Raw genomic sequence first — 17292 nt, forward strand, 5'->3', positions numbered from 1 at the left:
CGAACGGCACGCTTCGCCGATCAGCCTCTGCGCCGCGCCTCAACGCGGCCGCGGCTTGTCTCCTGCTTCGCCACAAGCAAAGCTAAACATTGTTCTGTTGCGCATTCTGTTTCTCTACGACAACGCTAGCACTCGGGGATATTCCTGATGTTTTCTGGAAGAGACAGTCAACACAGCCGCTCAACTGCCGCACATAATCCGGTCCGTTTAGTAAACAACAACGAGACAAGGTGGCCAAGCCGGCCACGCGCTTCCCCCGCAATGAAAGCCCTGCTCACCCAGGCGGCGCTGGTCCTCGGTCTCGCAGCCGGCGTGCCACTCGCCCACGCTGCCCGCCTCGTCATCTGGATGGTGGGCGACGACAAGACGCCCCAGGTCATGCAGCCGGCCGTCGCCGCCTTCCGCGCCGCCCATCCGGATGTCGCCGTGGAAGTGCGCGACGTGCCCTGGGCTGACGCGATGACCAAGTACTCCGCGGCACTGGCCAGCCGGCGTGGGCCTGATCTCGTCACCGGCAGCACCTCCTACGCGATCGCGCTCGGCGCCAAGGGCGCGCTGGTCGACCTGAACCAGGCGGCACCCGACCTCGCCCGCCAGCTCGAACAGCACGCCAACCCCGGCGCGCTGCGCGCCATCCGCCGCCCGGACGGCCGCCTCTACGGCGCCCCCTTCGACATGCATGTGCAGCTGCAGTACTACCGCAGCGATCTGGCCACCGGGGCACCGGCGGACTGGGAGGGCTTCATCACCGCCGCCCGCAAGCTGCGTGCTCAGGGACACGGCTTTGCACAGCAATGGGGCAATACCAGCTGGCTGGGCTTCTACCCCTACCTGCGCCAGGCCGGCGGGGCGGTCTACGACGCCAACTGCGCACGCGCCGTCATCGACAGCCCCGAGGCCGTGCGCGCGCTGACCTATTACGCGCGCCTGTACCGCGAGCTGCAGGCACCCACGGATGGCTGGCCCGACGCCGACGGCGGCCTGGAAAGCGGCGCCTACGGGCTGATGCAGTCCGGCACCTGGCTGCTGTCGCGCATGGACATGGTGCACAAGGGCCTGGTCGGGCGGTGGGCCGCCGCGCCGCTGCCCATCGGCCCGACGGGCAAGCGCACCGCAGTGCTGGGCGGCACGGTGCTGGCCATCACGCGCTTCTCGCCCAATCGCGAGCTGGCGTTGGACTTCATGCGCACCGTCTACCAGCCCGAGGTCACACGCCGCATGGCCGAGGCCGCGCTGGCCTACGGCGGCATGTGGCTGCCCTCCGGCCGGCAGGATCAGATCGCCACCCTGCCCCTGCCCCACCGCGAGGCTCTGCTGACCCAGCTCGCCGACGCCGAGGGCCCGCCGCCCTGCCCCGCATGGATGCGCCAGGACTACATCGTCACCCGCGCCGTGCAGCGCGTCGTGCTGGCCGGCGGCGACCCGCAGGTGGAGCTGAGCCGCGCTGCCGCCGTCATGAACCGTGCACTGGCCGCATTGGGAGCGCAGCCATGATCTGGCGCCGCCATGGCCGTGACATGTTGCTCGTCGCGCCCTTCTTCGCCCTGTTCGGCCTGTTCGGCGTCTGGCCCGTGCTGCGCTCGGCCTGGCTGAGCTTCACGGACTACCACGCCACCGACGCCCCCAACTGGATCGGCCTGCGCAACTACGCCGAGCTCTTCGCCGACGAACGCTTCTGGACGGCGCTGGGCAACACCGCCACCTACATGGCCTCGGTGTCGGTCATCGCGGTGCTGCTGGGCCTGCTGCTGGCGCTGAACTTCGGCAGCAACTCGCGGCTGCACCAGTGGGTGCGCGTGGCCTTCTTCCTGCCAGCCGTCGCTGGCGGTGTCGGCGCGATCTCGGCCTGGAAGTGGCTCGCCAACTCCGAGGCCTATGGCCTGTTCAACAGCATCCGCGCGGCCGTCGGCCTGGAGCCGGCGCGCTTCCTCGGTGACCCGCAATGGACGATGCCCGTCCTCGTCCTCGTCGGCGTCTGGTCGGTGCTCGGCTACAACCTCGTCATCTTCGTCGCCGGCCTGCGCGCCATCCCCGAAGAGCTCTACCAGGCCGCGCGCCTGGATGGCGCCTCACGCTGGCAGCAGCTGCTGCACATCACGCTGCCCAACCTGCGCCCCACGCTGGTCTATGTGAGCGTGACCGGCATGATCGCCAGCTTCCAGGTCTTCTATGAGCCCTATCTGCTCTACGGCGCGGTCGAGACGCTCGGCGGCCCGCTGGACTCGGCGCTGATGCTGGTGACCTATCTCTTCGACCGGGGCTTTCGCCAGCTCGACCTCGGCCTGGCCTCGGCGGCCGCCTGGGTGCTGACGACGCTGCTGTTCGGCCTGACCTGGCTGAACCTCAAGTTGATCGGCCGGGAGGGCGGGCGATGAAGTGGACTCGCATCCTCCAGGCACCGCTGTGGCTGCTGGTGCCCGCCATGCTGCTGCCCTACTACTGGATGGCCGCCGGCGCCTTCAAGACCGTGGCCGAGCTGCTGCGCCAGCCGCCCACGCTGCTGCCGCAGGCGCCGACCTCGCGCAACTTCTTCAACCCCGACTGGGCCGGTACCACGGCCGATCCGACCAAGCTCGCCGGCATCCTGCAGGTGCAGGTCGAGGGCCACGGCTTTTTGCGCTTTTATGCCAACAGCCTGCTCGTCACCATCGTCGTCACGGTCGTCAGCCTGCTGGCGGCGTCCCTCGTCGCCTTCGTGCTGACCAAGCGGCCCTTCCCCGGCAGCCGCTGGCTGTTCCGCGCGCTGCTGGTGTCGATGATGCTGCCGTGGGAAGTCACCATCGTGCCCAACTTCGTCACTGTGGCGCAGCTGGGCTGGATCAACACGTACGCCGCCTTGCTGGTGCCGGGCTTGGCCAAGGCCTTCGTCGTCTTCTACTTCCGCCAGGCCATGCTGAGCGTGCCCGATGAACTCATCAGCGCCGCGACCCTGGACGGCGCCGGCACGCTGCGCATCTGGTGGAGCGTCGTGCTGCCCATGCTGCGGCCGGCGCTCGCGGCCATTGCCATCCCGGTGGCGGTGGGCGAATGGAACAACTTCCTGTGGCCGCTGCTCGTCGTCAACGACGCGGCCACGCTGACCCTGCCGCTGCAACTGGGCAAGATGGCGGGCGACCTGAGCTTCAACCCGCAATCGGCCGCCGTGTTGATGGCGGGGTCGCTGCTCGCCTCGCTGCCGGCCGTCGTGCTCTTCCTGGTTTTCCAGAAGCAGTTCGTTGCCGGGCTGCAAGCGGGCGCCACCAAGGGCTGACATGAATTTGCTGAAAGGATTTGCGTTGTCTTTGTCTCTGATGCTGCCGGCGGCCGGACAAGCCGACGCTCGACTGCAAGGTGTCATGCAACGGCTTCAGGCCGGCGAGACCATCACGCTCGCGACGATCGGCGGCTCCATCACGACCGGCTACGCCGCCCAGCCGCCGCGTGAACGAGGCTGGGCCGCACTACTCGCCAGATCGCTGGGACCGAAGGCCAAGCTGGTCAACGCCGGCGTCAGCGGCACCGACTCGGCCGCCGGTGTGCAGCGGCTGCAGACGCAGGTGCTCGACAAGTCGCCCGACCTGGTCATCGTCGAGTTCGGCGTCAACGACCAGTGGCTGGATCCGGCCGTGCGCGGCAGCAGCTATGAAGCCATCCTGCGCCGACTGTTGACTTCCAAGAAGCCGCCCGCGGTCGTCGTGCTCGGCCTGACGCAGCAGGGCAACCAGGCGCGCGACGCGGTCGATGCGCAGCTGAAGCTGGCCGCTCACTACGGCCTCGCCGCGCTGGACTTCGGCCGCTGGATGCAGGCCCGCGTCGATGCCGGCGAAGACCGCTGGGCGGCTCTCTACGACGAGCCCGTCCACCCGAACGCCACCGGCCATCAGCGCATCGCGCTTGCGCTGGCCGAGACACTGCGGGCAGCCGCCCGCGGGCCGGTCGCCGCGCCCGCGCCGCTGCCCGAGCCCGTCTACGGGCGCGCTCACGAGTTCACGCGGATGCTGGCCGGCGAGACCCTCAAGCCCTACCAGGTGCGTGGCTTCGAGCGTGGCGGCGAGGTGCATCCTGAATGGACCGGCCAGCAGCCCGGCTGGGTCAGCAAGGCCGACGATGCCGAGGCTCATTTTCTCGTCTGGGGACGCGAGGTCGCGGTCTTCCACGCCGAAAGCGAGCACTACCGCAACCTCGAAGCCTGGGTGGACGACGGGCCCGTCGTCACGCTCCGCGGCCAGGTGCCGGAACGCAAGGGCTACCTCGGCTGGCACTACGCCGTCGTCGGTCGCGAGCTGGAGCCCGGTGCCCACCTGCTGCACGTGCGCGTGAAGAAGGACGAATGGACCGGCAGCGGCCGCCCGGCGAGCCTGCTGGCCGTCATGTCGGCCGGCATCTTCCCGCCCGAACTCCACCCGAGCGACTTCGTGCGCGAGGCGCCGTCGAGCAAGCCAGGCCTGATAGCCGCGGACGATCCCAAGCTGCGCTGGATCGGCCGCGTCGGCACCGCGCCGGGCGGGAAGCTGCTCGCCTGGAGCGGCAGCGAGCTGCGCGCCCGCTTCACCGGCGACCAGCTCACGCTGCGCCTGGCACCCTCGCGCGGCAGCATCAACCATTTCACCGTCGAGGTCGACGGCCGCCGCCACGCGCTGGCGCTGCGCAGCAGCGGGCCGGCCGACTGGCGGCTGCCCTTGACGACCGGAGAACACGAGCTGCGCCTCGTCAAGCGTACCGAGGCTTCGCAGGCTGAAAGCGTCTTCCTCGGCCTGCGCCTGGCCGAAGGCGGCAAGCTGCTCGACCCGCCCGCACCCCGGCCGCTGAAGCTGGAGTTCTACGGCGACTCCATCACCGCCGGCGCGTGCAACGGCGATATCGGCGAGGATCAATACGCCGACCTGTCCAGCCACGACGGCACGCGGGCCTATGGCGCCGTGACTGCTGCCAACCTGGGCGCGGACTACGTTGGCATCGCCATCAGCGGCATCGGCATCACCGCGACCTGGGACCAGCTGCTGATGCCCGAGGTCTGGAACCGTTATGCACCGCGGCTGGACGCAAGGGTTGCGCCGCCCGATGCACGCGCGCCCGACGTCGTGCTGCTCAACCTCGGCCAGAACGACCATGGCTTCCCGGCTTCGAAGGGCCAGACCATCGCCACTGACTTCGGCCCGCGCTATCTCGCCTTCGTACGCGGCCTGCGCGCGCGCTACCCGCAAGCCAGGATCGTGCTGCTGATGGGCGGCATGTCGGCCCCGCGCGAACAACCCGCCATCCCGCGTGCCGTGCTGGGCGCCATGCAGACGCTGCGCGCGGAAGGCGACGCCAAGGTCTGGTCCTACCGCTTCGAGGCCTTCTCCTGGGCCCATCCGCGCATCGACGTGCATGCCTTGATGGCCGACGAGTTGACCCGTTTCCTGAAAGACGAGGTGCTGAAATGATCCCAGTTCCCGACATGCGCCAGCCCGCAGCGTTGTGGGCGCACATGCGCCACACGCTGGACTTCTACGCGCCGCGTGCGCGCGACGAAACCGGCGGCTGCTTCCAGTTCTTCAAGGACGACGGCACGATCTACGACCGCCGCACCCGCCACCTCGTCAGCAGCACGCGCTTCGTCTTCAACCACGCGCTGGCCTGGCGCTGGTTTGGCGGACCTGTTCACGACGTCGCGCACGCACTGGCCTTCGTCAACCAGGTCCATGCTCAGCCGCAAGGGGGCTATGCCTGGGTGCTGGACTGGCACGACGGCCGCGCCACGGTGCTCGACGGCGCCAACCATTGCTACGGCCTGGCCTTCGTGCTGTTGGCCAACTCGCACGCCACAGAAGCCGGCGTGCCCGGCGCGCGCGAAGGCATCGCCGCCACCTTCGAACTGATGGAGCAGCACTTCTGGGAACCCGCCCACGGCCTCTACGCCGACGAGGCGACGCCGGACTGGGGCATCGGTCCCTACCGCGGCCAGAACGCCAACATGCACGCCTGCGAAGCCATGCTGGCTGCCCACGCCGCCACCGGCGAATCTCGCTACCTCGACCGTGCGCTGACCCTGGCCACGTCCATCGCCCAACGCCAGGCGGCGCTCGCGGGCGGCCTCGTCTGGGAGCACTACAACACCGACTGGACACCCGACTGGGACTACAACCGCGACGACAAGACCAACATCTTCCGGCCCTGGGGCTTCCAGACCGGCCACCTCACCGAGTGGGCCAAGCTGCTGCTGATGCTGGATCGTCGTCTGGGCGCAGCGGCACCCGGCTGGCTGGTGCCGACGGCGCGCCACTTCTTCGACACCGCCATGCAGCGCGGCTGGGACGGCGTTCACGGCGGCCTCGTCTATGGCTTCGCGCCGGACGAATCATGGCGCCCCCCGCCTGCGGGTACGCAGTCGTCCCCCCGAGGGGGACACGCCGGCCTTGGGAGCGGCCCGGCGCCCGACATGAAGGTGTGCGACGCCGACAAATACTTCTGGGTCCAGGCCGAAAGCCTTGCCGCCGCCGCCTGGCTGGCCGTACGCACCGGCGACGACGCGTACTGGGCCTGGTACGACCGGCTCTGGGCCTATGCCTGGCAGCACTTCGTCGACCACGAGCACGGCGCCTGGTATCGCATCCTCGCGCCCGACAACAGCAAAGTCACCGACGAGAAAAGTCCCGCCGGCAAGACCGATTACCACACCATGGGTGCCTGCCAGGACGTGCTGGCCGCGCTCCGCGTGCAACCGCCGGCACGGAGCTGACGCCATGACTCGCCTTGCAACTGCCCTGCTGATCGCGCTGCTAGCCGCCTGCGGTGGCGGAGGTGGTGGTGCCGCCGCCGAACCGGCACCGTCCACGCCCACAGACCCCTGGGCCGCCTACCCGACCACGCCGTCCGGGACACCGCCCGGCGCCTCGGCACAGGCCCGCACCGCCGCCGCGGCGCTGGGCGGCGGCATCAACTTCGGCAGCATGCTGGAAGCGCCCAGCGAAGGCGCCTGGGGGCTGAAGGTCGAAGACGAATTCATCCAGCTCGTCGGCCCGAGCGCCAGCCCGTCTTACAGCCAGGCGGTGCGCCTGCCGGTGCGCTGGAGCAACCACGCCAGCCTGGATGCCGCAGCCACCATCGACGCGGCCTTCATGACCCGCGTCGAAGGCATCGTCACCAAGCTGCTCGCGCGCAATGTCACCGTCGTGCTGAACATGCACCACTACCACCAGCTCGATGGCGATGCCGTCGAGGCGGGCGAAGCCAGCGTCGCGGCGGACGTGGTGCAGTTGCGCTTCCTGGCCATGTGGCGCCAGATCGCTGAGCGCTTCGCCAATGCCGGGCCGGGCCTGGTGTTCGAGCTCTACAACGAGCCGCACAACAAGCTCGAGGCCGACTGGAACACCCTGGCCTCGCGCGCCCTGCGCGTGGTGCGCGCCAGCAACCCGAGCCGCGTCGTCATGATCGGGCCGGTGCAGTGGAACAGCCCCTGGGCCCTGTCCAAGCTGCAGCTGCCGGCCGACGCCAACCTGCTGCTCACCGTCCACCATTACGAGCCGTTCACTTTCACCCATCAGGGTGCGGAATGGGTCAGCCCCTCACCGCCCGTGGGCGTGGATTGCTGCGACGCCACCCAGCTGGCCAAGATCCGCGAAGGCCTCGACCTGGCCGCCAACGAAGGCAAGCGCCTGAGCTACCCCGTGGTGGTCGGCGAGTTCGGCGCCTACAGCCGCGCGGCACTCGGCGCCCGGGTGCGCTACCTGAAGGCGATGCGCGCCGAGATGGCTGCCCGGCAGCTGCCCTGGATGTACTGGGAACTGGCCTCGGGCTTCGGCCTCTATGACCCGCAAGCCCATGCCTGGCGGACCGACCTGGTCCAGGCGCTGTACGGCACCACCCTGACGAAGGACTGATCCATGAAGCTGCGACACCTCGCCACCACCTGCCTGCTGGCGTCCCTCGTCCAGGGCGCCTGCGCGGCCGAACTGCTGCCCTGGCGCGGCATCAGCCTGTCCAGCGCCGAATGGGGCGAGAAGCTGCCCTTCCCCGGCATCTATGGCAAGGACTTCGTCTATCCCAGCGTCGCCAGCACGGCCTACTTCCAGGCCAAGGGCATGAATCTGATGCGCATCGCCTTCCGCTGGGAGCGCCTGCAGCCGGTGTTGAACGGCGAGTTCGACCCGACGGAACTCGCTCGCCTGCGCGAGTTCGTCGACGGCACGACCGCCCGCGGCCTGCATGTGCTGCTGGACCCGCACAACTACGCGGCCTACAAGGAGGTGCATGTCGGCAAGCCCGAGGTGCCCATCGCCGCGTTTGCCGACTTCTGGCGGCGCCTGGCCCTGCAGTTCAAGGACAACCCGAAAGTGCAGTTCGGCCTCGTCAATGAGCCGCGCAACATGCCGACCGAGACCTGGGGCCAGGCCGCCCAGGCCGCCATCGATGCCATCCGCAAGACCGGCGCGACCAACCTCATCACCGTGCCCGGCAACGGCTACACCGGTGCCTGGAGCTGGTTCGAGTCCAAGTGGTACGGCACGCCCAACGCCGAGGTCATGGGCAAGGTGAGCGACCCGCTGGACCGCATGGTCTTCGAAGTGCACCAGTACTTCGACAAGGACGGCTCCGGCACCAGCCCCGAATGCGTCAGCCCCGAGATCGGCGCGGAGCGGCTCAAGCGCTTCACCGAATGGCTGCGCAAGAACAAGCGCCGCGCCATCCTGGGTGAGCTGGGCGGCGGCGCCAATGCCGTCTGCGAGCAGGCCGTGACCGGCGCGCTCAAGCATCTGCAGGCCAATGCCGACGTCTGGGACGGCTGGCTGTGGTGGGCCGGCGGCCCGACCTGGGGCGACTACTTCTTGTCGCTGGAACCCACCGCCGACGGCCTCGACAAGCCGCAGATGCGCTGGCTGGCGCCTTTCCTCAGCCCAATTGCAGTTCAACGTCCCTGAGCGACTGAAGGAAGTCCTTGGCGTCGAAGGCTTCACCCAGGGCCAGCGCACCGCTGCGCTCGAAGGATGGCTGCAGCATGCGCTCGGCCGCCTCCACCACCAGCGGCGCCGACACCGCATAGATGTCCTGGCCACGGGCGATGGCCTTTCTCGCGCTCGCCCCTTCGCCGGCTTGGACGACCATCTCGAAGCGCTGCGCTGAACGCCCCTGCGCGTCACTGGCCTCGGGCGGCGGCGTGGTGGTGTCGCGGATCTCCTGCAGGGACGACAGCGTCAGCCACGAGCGCAGGTTCTGCACGCGCAGATGGCGGGCGATGGTGATGACCTCGCTGAAGGGCAGCTCGACCATGGTCTGCTCACCGTGCTCAGCGCTGAACGCCCAATCGCGCTGCGCCGCGGGCGTCGGCATACGCACGATCTGGCCGCCCTGCAGCACAACGCGCGGCACCTGATTGCGCTCACCGGTCTTGCGGGTGCCCTCGGTGGGCCACCAGTGGTCCAGCGCGATGGCGATGGCCAGGTCGTGCACGGCGCCGTCGCCCATCAGCGCCGTCGCCAGCAGGTCAGCCAGCCCGCCGTAAAAGCCCGCCGCCGGAATGATGGCGACGCCAGCCACGCGAGCCCGGGCATCGAAGTTCTCGAAGACGGCTTCAGCGCTGGCCTGCTCGGCGGTCACGTCGATATAGCCGCAGCCAGCGCGCAGCGCGGCCTCGATGACCGGCGCCGCCGTGTCGAGAAACGGCCCGGCGCAGTTGATGACCACGCCGCAGCCCTGCAGTGCAGCGTCCAGCGCGGCCGCGTCGTCAATGGTCGCGACCCGCGCCTCCACGCCAGCCGGCAGTCGCGACGCATCCCGCCCGATCGCCACCACCTTCAAGCCACGCCTCAGCGCCTCGTTGACGACGAATCGCCCGGTGTGCCCGCCGGCACCGTAGACCGCAACCGCCTTCTTGCCCAAATCCTTGCTCATGATCATCCTTTTAAAACGAGACAGACCTGTCTGTTCTTTGAACGATACAGAATGGTCTGTATCGTGTCAACACCGAATCGACCGCCGTGATGAACATGCCTGCTGAAACTGCCCCCGAAGCTCAGAACGTCCGCGAGCGCCTGCTGGGCGTGGCGTCCGAGCTGTTCTACAAGAACGGCGTTCGCGCGGTCGGCATCGATCTGGTCATCGAGCAGGCCGGCGTCGCCAAGAGCAGCCTGTACCGCCACTTCCGCACCAAGGACGACCTCATCGTGGCCTTCCTGGAGCGCGAAGATGTGGACTTCTGGGCGACCTGGGACCGGGTCGCCGCGGAGAACGCGAGTGATGCGAAGGCCGAACTGGAAGCTCATATGCGCTGGATAGGCGAGCGCCTGGGCCGGGCCAACTACCGCGGCTGCCCGCAGATCAATGTGGCGGCCGAGTTCGCCGAGCAGGATCACCCGGCACGCGGCGTGGCGCGAGCCCACATGCAGGCGCTGCGGTCACGCCTCACGGTCATCGCCCAACGCCTGAAGGCACGCGCGCCGAAGGTACTCGCCGCTCAGCTGGCCTTGCTCGTCAATGGCGCCTTCGTCAGCGCCGAGCTGCTGACGCCCGACGAAGCGACGGATGTGCTGCTGGCCGCGATGCGCGCCCTCGTCGAAGCCGACCGCTAGTCTTCCTTCATCTGCGCCGCCTTGGCCACCGGCGCCAGGCGGGCCTTTTCGGCGACGAGGAACTTGCGGAAGTCCTCGCGGCTGCCGCCCGTCGGGTCGATGGCCAGCGGGATGAGCTTGGCGCGCAGCTCGCTCGTCTTCAGCGCCGCATTCACGGCCGCATTGAGTTTGTCGAGGATGGCCTCGGGCGTGCCCTTGGGCGCGAACACGCCCGACCAATGGCCAATGAAAACGTCATTGAAGCCCTGCTCCTGGGCGGTGGCCAGGTCGGGCAAAGCCGCGATGCGACGGTTCCACGTCGAGGCGATGGCCTTGAGCTTGCCGGCCTTCACCATCGACAGCACGACGGGGCTGGCCTCGGAGGTCGCATCGACCTGGTTACCGACAACGGCCGCCATGCCTTCGGAGCCGCTCTTGAAGGGCACGATCTGCAGCTTGGCGCCGGCCTTGAGCTTGAGCATCTCGGCCACGAAATGCGGCGTGCTGCCGGTGCCGGCCGTCGCGAAGTTCAGCCCCTGGCCTTTCCTGGACGCCGCGATCAGGCCCTTCAGATCCTTGATGGCCGAGTCGCCCGGCACGACGACGACCGAGGGGCTGACGGCCATCATGACGACGGGCACGAGGTCGTTCTCGGCATAGGGCATGCGTGTCTTGATCAGCGCATTGGTGATGACACCGGCCGCCGGCGTCAGGAAGGTGTAGCCGTCCGGCGCGGCCTTGGCCACATAGGCCGCGCCGATCATGGAGCCCGCGCCGGGCTTGTTCTCGATGATGATCGGCTGCCCCAGCTGCTTGGCCGTGGCTTCGGCCACCGTGCGCGCCACGATGTCGTTGGCGCCGCCGGGGCCAAAGGGCACGACGAAGTGCAGGGGCTTGGACGGCCAGGCCGTTTCCTGGGCATTTGCGGTCAGTGCAAGCAGCAGAGCTGCGACGGGAACAAGGCACTTCGGCACGGGCGTCTCCTGAAGGTGGTACAGCCCAGCCTAACGCCCTGCGGCGCGCCCGCGAAACGTGAGAACCCGCACAGGCATGAGCTCATGACAAAAGCTTTGTTGGGTTTTGTGTCATCGGCCTGCAGACTTGCAGCGTTGCCACCCGTACCGACAGCTTCCGCCACCACCGATGTGTGAGCTTTTCGCCCTCAACAGCCGCCAGCCGGCCGCCGCCACCTTCTCCCTCAGCGGCTTCGCCGCCCGCGGCGGGCGCACCGCAGACCATGTCGACGGCTGGGGCGTGGCCTTTCACGACGGCGAGCGCTGCGAAGTCACTGTCGAGGACAGCCCGGCGGCCGAATCCGAACTGGCGCGTCATTTCGGCCACCACCCGGTGCAGGCACGCAACATCCTCGCCCACATCCGCAAGGCCACCCAGGGCGCCCGCACCCTGGAGAACTGCCACCCCTTTCGCCGCGACTGGGCAGGTCGCACCTGGGTCTTCGCGCACAACGGCGACCTGAAGGACTTTCACCCCCAGCTGGACGGGAGCTTCACGCCGGCCGGCCAGACCGACAGCGAACGAGCCTTCTGCTGGTTGATGCAGAAGCTCCAGCAGCGCTTCGGCAACCAGCCGCCCGACTGGCAGCAACTGGCCGAAACGCTGACGCCCTGGATCCACGAGATCGCCGAGCACGGCCGCTTCAACCTGCTGCTGACCGATGGCCGCGCCATGCTGGCGCATGCGTCCACCAAGCTGCACTGGCTGCAGCGCCGCCCGCCCTTCGGCCACGTCTCCTTGCGCGACGGCGACCTGAGCGTGGACCTGGCCACTGTCAACAACCCGGCTGACCGCATGGCGCTGGTCTCCACAGAGCCGCTAACCCATGGCGAGGCCTGGCAGGCGTTCACAGCCGGTGAAGTGCGTGTGTTCCAGGACGGCGATTGCGTGTTCGTCAGCGAAGGCGTGGCCGAACTCGCGGCTGCCTGATCAAGGCGCAGCCAGCGCCTCGTCCACCACTCCGCGCGCTTCCTGGAGCAACAGCTGCAGATGCGCCTCGTCGCGGAAGCTCTCCGCATAGACCTTGTAGATGTCCTCGGTGCCCGACGGCCGCGCGGCGAACCAGCCACTGGCCGTGCCCACCTTGATGCCGCCAATCGGCGCACCATTGCCCGGCGCCTGGCTCAGCACCGTCATGATGGGCTCGCCTGCCAGTGTCGTCGCCTGGACGTTCGCAACCGTCAGCGCGGCCAGCCTGGCCTTCTGCTCGCGCGTGGCCGGGCCTTCGACGCGGTCGGCGTGCGGTGTGCCGAGGGCCGCCGTCAGGCCCTGGTAATACACCCCCGGGTCGCTGCCGGTGCGCGCCGTGATCTCGGCCGCCAGCAGCGCGGCGGCGATGCCGTCCTTGTCGGTCGTCCACACGCGGCCATCACGGCGCAGCATTGATGCGCCCGCGCTCTCCTCGCAGCCCAGGCCCAGGCTGCCTTCAGCCAGGCCCGGCGCAAACCATTTGAAGCCAACAGGCGCCTCGAACAGCGGGCAGCCCAGGCGCCGCGCAATGCGGTCGATCAGCGCCGTCGTGACGACGGTCTTGCCGACGGCCGCGTTCGCGCGCCAGCCGGGCCGGTGGCGGAACAGATAGTCCACGGCGACGCTGAGGTAGTGGTTGGGCGGCATCAGACCGGCACTGCGGGTGACGATGCCATGGCGGTCATGGTCGGTGTCGCAGGCAAAGGCCACGTCGAAGCGATCGCGCAGGCTCGTCAGCCTTTGCATGGCCCAGGGCGATGACGGGTCCATGCGGATCTGGCCGTCCCAGTCCAGCGTCATGAAGGCGAACCGCGGATCCACCTCGTTGCTGACAACCGTCAGTGGCAGGCGGTAGTGCTCGGCGATCGCGGGCCAGTAGGCCACACCCGCGCCACCCAGTGGGTCCACGCCCAGCTGCAGGCCGGCTGCACGGATCAGGTCGAAGTCGATGACCTGCCCCAGCGCCGCCACATAGCTGCCGAGGAAGTCGTACTCATGGCAGGCCGATGTGCCGAGCGCCCGCTCGGCGTCCTTGCGCAGCACCCCCTTGAGCGATTGCTTCAGATGCTCGTTGGCAGCCGCCTGGATGCCCGTCGTGACATCGCTGCCCGCCGGGCCACCATGTGGCGGGTTGTATTTGAAGCCGCCGTCGCGCGGTGGGTTGTGCGACGGCGTCACGACGATGCCGTCGGCGCGCTGCCAGCCTTCGCGGCCGCGGTTGTATTCAAGGATAGCCAGCGACACGGCCGGTGTCGGCGTGAACTGGCCCGCCGGCGCCAGCATCACGTCCACGCCATTGGCCACCAGCACCTCCAGTGCGCTGAGCACAGCGGGCTCGGACAGCGCATGCGTGTCGGCGCCCAGAAAGAGCGGGCCCGCGATGTCGCTCTGCTTCCTGTGGTCGCAAATGGCCTGCGTGATGGCCAGCACATGCCATTCGTTGAACGAGCCATCCAGGGCCGAGCCGCGGTGGCCCGAGGTGCCGAAGCTGACCTGCTGTTCGGCGCAGCTCGGGTCGGGCTGGCGCGAAAAATAGGCTTCGCGCAACGCCTCGACGTCGATGAGGACATCGGGTGGCGCGGGCTTGCCAGCAAGAGGGTGGCGTTCGGCACTCATCGTTCGGGGCTCTCCCGTTCTTCGGTGAGACCATACTGCCAGCATGGCGCGGCCACGGTGCCGGACATCGGCACACAGGCTTGCAGGCCCCGACCTACAGGCAACGCAATTGCCGCGCGGCGTCTCAGCGGCCAGACCGCTTCTTGATTCGCGCAATGCCGGTCTTGGCAAAACTCACCGAGCGCTTGGCCGCTTCCTGGACCTGGGCTGCGGCGGGCAGCTTGTCCTGAGCCCATGAGGCGGCCTTTTGCACGGACTGCTGGACCTGTGTCGCCGCCGTGCCGGCCGCGGCCTGCAACTGCTCGGGCGAGGGCAAGCGCTCACGTGTCCAGTCAGCGGCGTCCTTGGCCGACGTGCCCAATTGCTCAGCCCCCGACCTGGCGCCATGCCACGCCTTGGTCGCTGCGGTGCCGGCCGCGGCCTGCAGCTCCTCGGGCGAAGGCAGGCGCTCGCGCGTCCAGCCGGCCGCCTCCTTGGCCGAAGCGCCCAGCTGTTCGGCCGCCTTGCCCGCGCCCGACCTGGCGGTGACCCAGGCCTTGGTGAGCGGGCCGTCAGGCTCTTGCAGCAACAGCGTCAGGCTGGCTGCCAATGCCGCCTCCTCGGCCTCGGACAGCGGCCCGCCGGCTTCCAGCAGCCGGCGCAGGAACTGGCCGAGATCGGCGGCGATGGCCTTGTGGTTGCAGTCGGGGTTGGCATGCAGGAAGGCCGACAGCTCAGCGGCCACCTCCTCGACCGAGCCTTGCATCACGCCCGGCTCGATCTGCGCGACGGCCCGCGTGACGAAGCTGGCGTCCAGGCCCCAGTCGTCCACCAGGTGTTGCACCAGCGCTTGCCGCTCGGCAGGCTCGATGTGGCCATCCACCGCGGCCAGCCGCAGCGCCAGCGGCGCGATGAGGTCGAAGAGGGCCAGGCCCAGCGTGTCCAGCGGCGTGTTCAGGAACTTGGGGATCTCGATGACACGCGCGCCCTTGGTGTCACCCAGCCACCGGTACAGGCCGTAGCAGGCGCCGCCCGAGGCCAGCGCGGCCAGCGCCACCCAGCCAATGGGCGTGGCTGCGGCACCGATGCCCAGCACACCCGACTTCACGACGGCGGCGCCCGCGCCCGCGGCACCCAGCACGTCCCAGACCTCGCGGGTGCGGTTGATCATGCGCAGGGACTTGTAGGCGTTCTCGCCGATGGCGAGCTTGGCCTTGAAGCGCAAGGGCTCGGCGACGACTTGCGTGACGTCGTCAAGCGCGGTCCCGGTTTCGGCTGGGTCCACTGTCGGTTGCTGCTGGGTCGTCATGGCGACCAAGCATAGAGGGTGCACATCGTGGACGGCGCGGTCTTCGGGCCGAGCGCCGGGCCGCTCCCTAGCCGGCCCGGTTGGCGATGTGCTCGCGGCTCGATGCCGCGAGCATCGCCGTCCCCTCGGGGGCTGAGGCCGGACACATGGCGCCCAGTGGGCGGCATGTGCCTGCCGAAGAGCTGCGGCGCGAGCCGCAGCGCGGTCTGCAAGACCGACTGGGCTTGCCCGCGTTTAGCAGGGCAAGACTGGGCGAGGGGCAGCGTTATTTCAGGTGACCGGCGCGGGGTTGAACAGCACCAGGCTGTTGTGCAGCTTCCAGTGCTCGGCCCAGGTCTTCTTGCGGCCGCTGGCGACGTCGAGCAACAGGCGGAACATCTCCCAGCCGGTCTCTTCAATCGTCGCCTCGCCATCGGCGATGCGGCCGGCGTTGACGTCCATCAGGTCGTGCCAGCGGCGGGCCAGGTCCGTGCGCGTGGCGACCTTGACGACCGGGCATTCGGCCAGGCCGTAGGGCGTGCCGCGGCCGGTGGTGAAGATGTGCAGATTCATGCCGGCGGCGAGTTGCAGCGTGCCGCAGATGAAGTCGCTGGCGGGCGTGGCGGCGTAGACGAGGCCGCGCTGGTCTCGCTTGAGCTTGTCGCCGGGAGCGAGCACATGCGAGATGGCCGAGCTACCGCTTTTGATGATGGAGCCCATCGCCTTCTCGGCGATGTTGGACAGGCCGCCGGCCTTGTTGCCAGGCGTCGTGTTGGCCGAGCGGTCGACGCGGCCGCGGTCGAGGTAGCGGTCGTACCAGCCCAGCTCGCGAATGATGGCGTCCGCCACCTCGGGCGTGGCGGCGCGGCTGGTGAGCTGCTCCACCGCGTCGCGCACCTCGGTGTTCTCGCTGAACATGATGGTGGCGCCCGCGCGCACCAGCAGATCGGCGCAGAAGCCCACGGCCGGGTTGGCCGTCACGCCCGAGAAGGCATCGCTGCCGCCGCATTGCACGCCGACGACCAGCTCAGCTGCAGGCACGGTCTCGCGCCTGCGGGCGTTCAGGCGCTCCAGGTGAGGCTTGGCACTTTGCAGGATGTCTTCGAGCATGGACATGAAGCCCACGTGCACGTCGTCTTGAAGGCAAATGGTTTCGGGGCCGCTGGCCGGGTCGCGTTCGTCGGTGATCGGGAATGAGCCTGGCGGCAGCAGGCGCGCGGGCTGCAGCTTTTCGCAGCCCAGGCTGACGACCATGACCTCGCCGCCGAAGTTCGGGTTCAGCGAGATGTTCTTGAGGGTGCGGATGGGGATGACGGCATCCGGCGCGTCGATGGCCACACCACAGCCATAGCTGTGCTCCAAGCCGATGACGTCGTCCACGTTCGGGTAGCGCGGCAGCAGCTCGGCCTTGATACGCGCGACCGCCTGGGCGACGACGCCGGCCACGCACTGCACCGTCGTCGTGATGGCGAAGATGTTGCGCGTGCCGACCGAGCCATCCTTGTTGCGATAGCCCTCGAAGGCGTAGCCGTCCAGTGGTTCAACGACAGCAGGCTTCACGGTGGCGATGGGCAGGCCTTCCAGCGCACGTGCGGCGGGCATCTGCAGCAGGCGCTCGTGCACCCAGCTGCCGGCGGGAATGGCCTTCAACGCATAGCCGATGGGCACGGCGTAGCGCAGTACCACTTCTCCCTCGGCGATGTCGCGCAGCGCGACCTTGTGGCCCTGCGGCACCTTGTCGCGCAGCGCCAGCCCCGCGCCTGGGATGCCGTCCGGCAGCACGGTGCCTTCGGCCAGGCCGCCGTCGTTGGCAACGATGGCGACGTTGTCCTCAATGCGCATGCGCAGCGTCAGGGGCGGACGGGGGGAAACAGCAGTCATGGTTTGCCAAGGCGTTGCTACAGTTGAAGTTGTTGTACG

At 68.7% G+C, this 17292-nt stretch carries 14 protein-coding genes; 9 read left to right on the forward strand and 5 right to left on the reverse strand.

Translation table 11 applies throughout. From position 1 onward, the window contains the following. The first annotated feature begins 261 nt into the window (after positions 1-261). From ASC91_RS25300 to ASC91_RS25330, 7 genes are all read left to right on the forward strand, one after another. Complete coding sequence (locus ASC91_RS25300) at positions 262-1494, forward strand: extracellular solute-binding protein (RefSeq protein WP_056203886.1); 1233 nt, start codon at positions 262-264, stop codon at positions 1492-1494. After that, positions 1491-2375, forward strand: coding sequence for a carbohydrate ABC transporter permease (locus ASC91_RS25305; protein ID WP_056203888.1), 885 nt, complete (start codon positions 1491-1493; stop codon positions 2373-2375). The genes ASC91_RS25300 and ASC91_RS25305 overlap by 4 nt, the downstream gene beginning before the upstream one ends. Continuing rightward, positions 2372-3250 (forward strand): carbohydrate ABC transporter permease, encoded by an 879-nt coding sequence (locus tag ASC91_RS25310; RefSeq protein ID WP_056203891.1) that lies wholly within the window; start codon positions 2372-2374, stop codon positions 3248-3250. The genes ASC91_RS25305 and ASC91_RS25310 overlap by 4 nt, the downstream gene beginning before the upstream one ends. An 85-nt stretch (positions 3251-3335) precedes the next feature. Further along, complete coding sequence (locus ASC91_RS25315) at positions 3336-5405, forward strand: GDSL-type esterase/lipase family protein (RefSeq protein ID WP_162247864.1); 2070 nt, start codon at positions 3336-3338, stop codon at positions 5403-5405. Next, positions 5402-6700, forward strand: a complete 1299-nt coding sequence (locus ASC91_RS25320; protein ID WP_056203898.1) for an AGE family epimerase/isomerase — start codon at positions 5402-5404, stop codon at positions 6698-6700. Before ASC91_RS25315 ends, ASC91_RS25320 begins: the two co-directional genes overlap by 4 nt. A gap of 4 nt (positions 6701-6704) precedes the next feature. Continuing rightward, entirely contained in the window at positions 6705-7841 is a 1137-nt protein-coding gene (locus tag ASC91_RS25325; protein WP_056203900.1) for a glycoside hydrolase family 5 protein, read from the forward strand. Between the two features lie 3 nt (positions 7842-7844). Continuing rightward, positions 7845-8879: a glycoside hydrolase family 5 protein gene (locus ASC91_RS25330; protein WP_056203904.1), complete on the forward strand. Its 1035-nt coding sequence runs from the start codon at positions 7845-7847 to the stop codon at positions 8877-8879. Here ASC91_RS25330 and ASC91_RS25335 read toward each other — a convergent pair. Continuing rightward, positions 8851-9849, reverse strand: a complete 999-nt coding sequence (locus tag ASC91_RS25335) for a saccharopine dehydrogenase NADP-binding domain-containing protein (RefSeq protein WP_056204501.1) — start codon at positions 9847-9849, stop codon at positions 8851-8853. The two genes, ASC91_RS25330 and ASC91_RS25335, sit on opposite strands and share 29 nt — an antisense overlap. Before the next feature lie 89 nt (positions 9850-9938). Here ASC91_RS25335 and ASC91_RS25340 point away from each other — a divergent pair, with 89 nt between their 5' ends. After that, positions 9939-10526: a TetR/AcrR family transcriptional regulator gene (locus ASC91_RS25340; protein ID WP_056203906.1), complete on the forward strand. Its 588-nt coding sequence runs from the start codon at positions 9939-9941 to the stop codon at positions 10524-10526. Here ASC91_RS25340 and ASC91_RS25345 read toward each other — a convergent pair. After that, positions 10523-11479, reverse strand: a complete 957-nt coding sequence (locus tag ASC91_RS25345; RefSeq protein ID WP_056203908.1) for a tripartite tricarboxylate transporter substrate binding protein — start codon at positions 11477-11479, stop codon at positions 10523-10525. The genes ASC91_RS25340 and ASC91_RS25345 overlap by 4 nt on opposite strands. A gap of 169 nt (positions 11480-11648) precedes the next feature. On the opposite strand from ASC91_RS25345, the gene ASC91_RS25350 reads away from it, so the two are divergent. Further along, positions 11649-12449, forward strand: a complete 801-nt coding sequence (locus ASC91_RS25350) for a class II glutamine amidotransferase (protein WP_056203912.1) — start codon at positions 11649-11651, stop codon at positions 12447-12449. On the opposite strand, the gene pgm is transcribed toward ASC91_RS25350, so the two are convergent. The 3 genes from pgm to garD all read right to left on the reverse strand — a co-directional run bounded on the left by pgm (position 12450) and on the right by garD (position 17253). Beyond that, positions 12450-14105, reverse strand: coding sequence for a phosphoglucomutase (alpha-D-glucose-1,6-bisphosphate-dependent) (gene pgm, locus ASC91_RS25355; protein ID WP_056203916.1), 1656 nt, complete (start codon positions 14103-14105; stop codon positions 12450-12452). Between the two features lie 124 nt (positions 14106-14229). Continuing rightward, entirely contained in the window at positions 14230-15393 is a 1164-nt protein-coding gene (locus ASC91_RS25360) for a TerB family tellurite resistance protein (protein WP_056203919.1), read from the reverse strand. Between the two features lie 270 nt (positions 15394-15663). Further along, a complete protein-coding gene (garD, locus tag ASC91_RS25365) occupies positions 15664-17253 on the reverse strand; it encodes a galactarate dehydratase (RefSeq protein ID WP_056203922.1) in 1590 nt (529 codons plus the stop codon). Between the last annotated feature and the right edge of the window lie 39 nt (positions 17254-17292).

This window comes from Pelomonas sp. Root1237 (genome assembly GCF_001425055.1).
Taxonomy (GTDB): domain Bacteria; phylum Pseudomonadota; class Gammaproteobacteria; order Burkholderiales; family Burkholderiaceae_C; genus Pelomonas.

Coding starts and splice junctions, on each gene's coding strand:
- ASC91_RS25300 (WP_056203886.1), top strand. CDS start 262: ATGAAAGCCCTGCTCACCCAGGCGGCGCTGGTCCTCGGTCTCGCAGCC.
- ASC91_RS25305 (WP_056203888.1), top strand. CDS start 1,491: ATGATCTGGCGCCGCCATGGCCGTGACATGTTGCTCGTCGCGCCCTTC.
- ASC91_RS25310 (WP_056203891.1), top strand. CDS start 2,372: ATGAAGTGGACTCGCATCCTCCAGGCACCGCTGTGGCTGCTGGTGCCC.
- ASC91_RS25315 (WP_162247864.1), top strand. CDS start 3,336: ATGCAACGGCTTCAGGCCGGCGAGACCATCACGCTCGCGACGATCGGC.
- ASC91_RS25320 (WP_056203898.1), top strand. CDS start 5,402: ATGATCCCAGTTCCCGACATGCGCCAGCCCGCAGCGTTGTGGGCGCAC.
- ASC91_RS25325 (WP_056203900.1), top strand. CDS start 6,705: ATGACTCGCCTTGCAACTGCCCTGCTGATCGCGCTGCTAGCCGCCTGC.
- ASC91_RS25330 (WP_056203904.1), top strand. CDS start 7,845: ATGAAGCTGCGACACCTCGCCACCACCTGCCTGCTGGCGTCCCTCGTC.
- ASC91_RS25335 (WP_056204501.1), bottom strand. CDS start 9,849: ATGAGCAAGGATTTGGGCAAGAAGGCGGTTGCGGTCTACGGTGCCGGC.
- ASC91_RS25340 (WP_056203906.1), top strand. CDS start 9,939: ATGAACATGCCTGCTGAAACTGCCCCCGAAGCTCAGAACGTCCGCGAG.
- ASC91_RS25350 (WP_056203912.1), top strand. CDS start 11,649: ATGTGTGAGCTTTTCGCCCTCAACAGCCGCCAGCCGGCCGCCGCCACC.
- pgm (WP_056203916.1), bottom strand. CDS start 14,105: ATGAGTGCCGAACGCCACCCTCTTGCTGGCAAGCCCGCGCCACCCGAT.
- ASC91_RS25360 (WP_056203919.1), bottom strand. CDS start 15,393: ATGACGACCCAGCAGCAACCGACAGTGGACCCAGCCGAAACCGGGACC.
- garD (WP_056203922.1), bottom strand. CDS start 17,253: ATGACTGCTGTTTCCCCCCGTCCGCCCCTGACGCTGCGCATGCGCATT.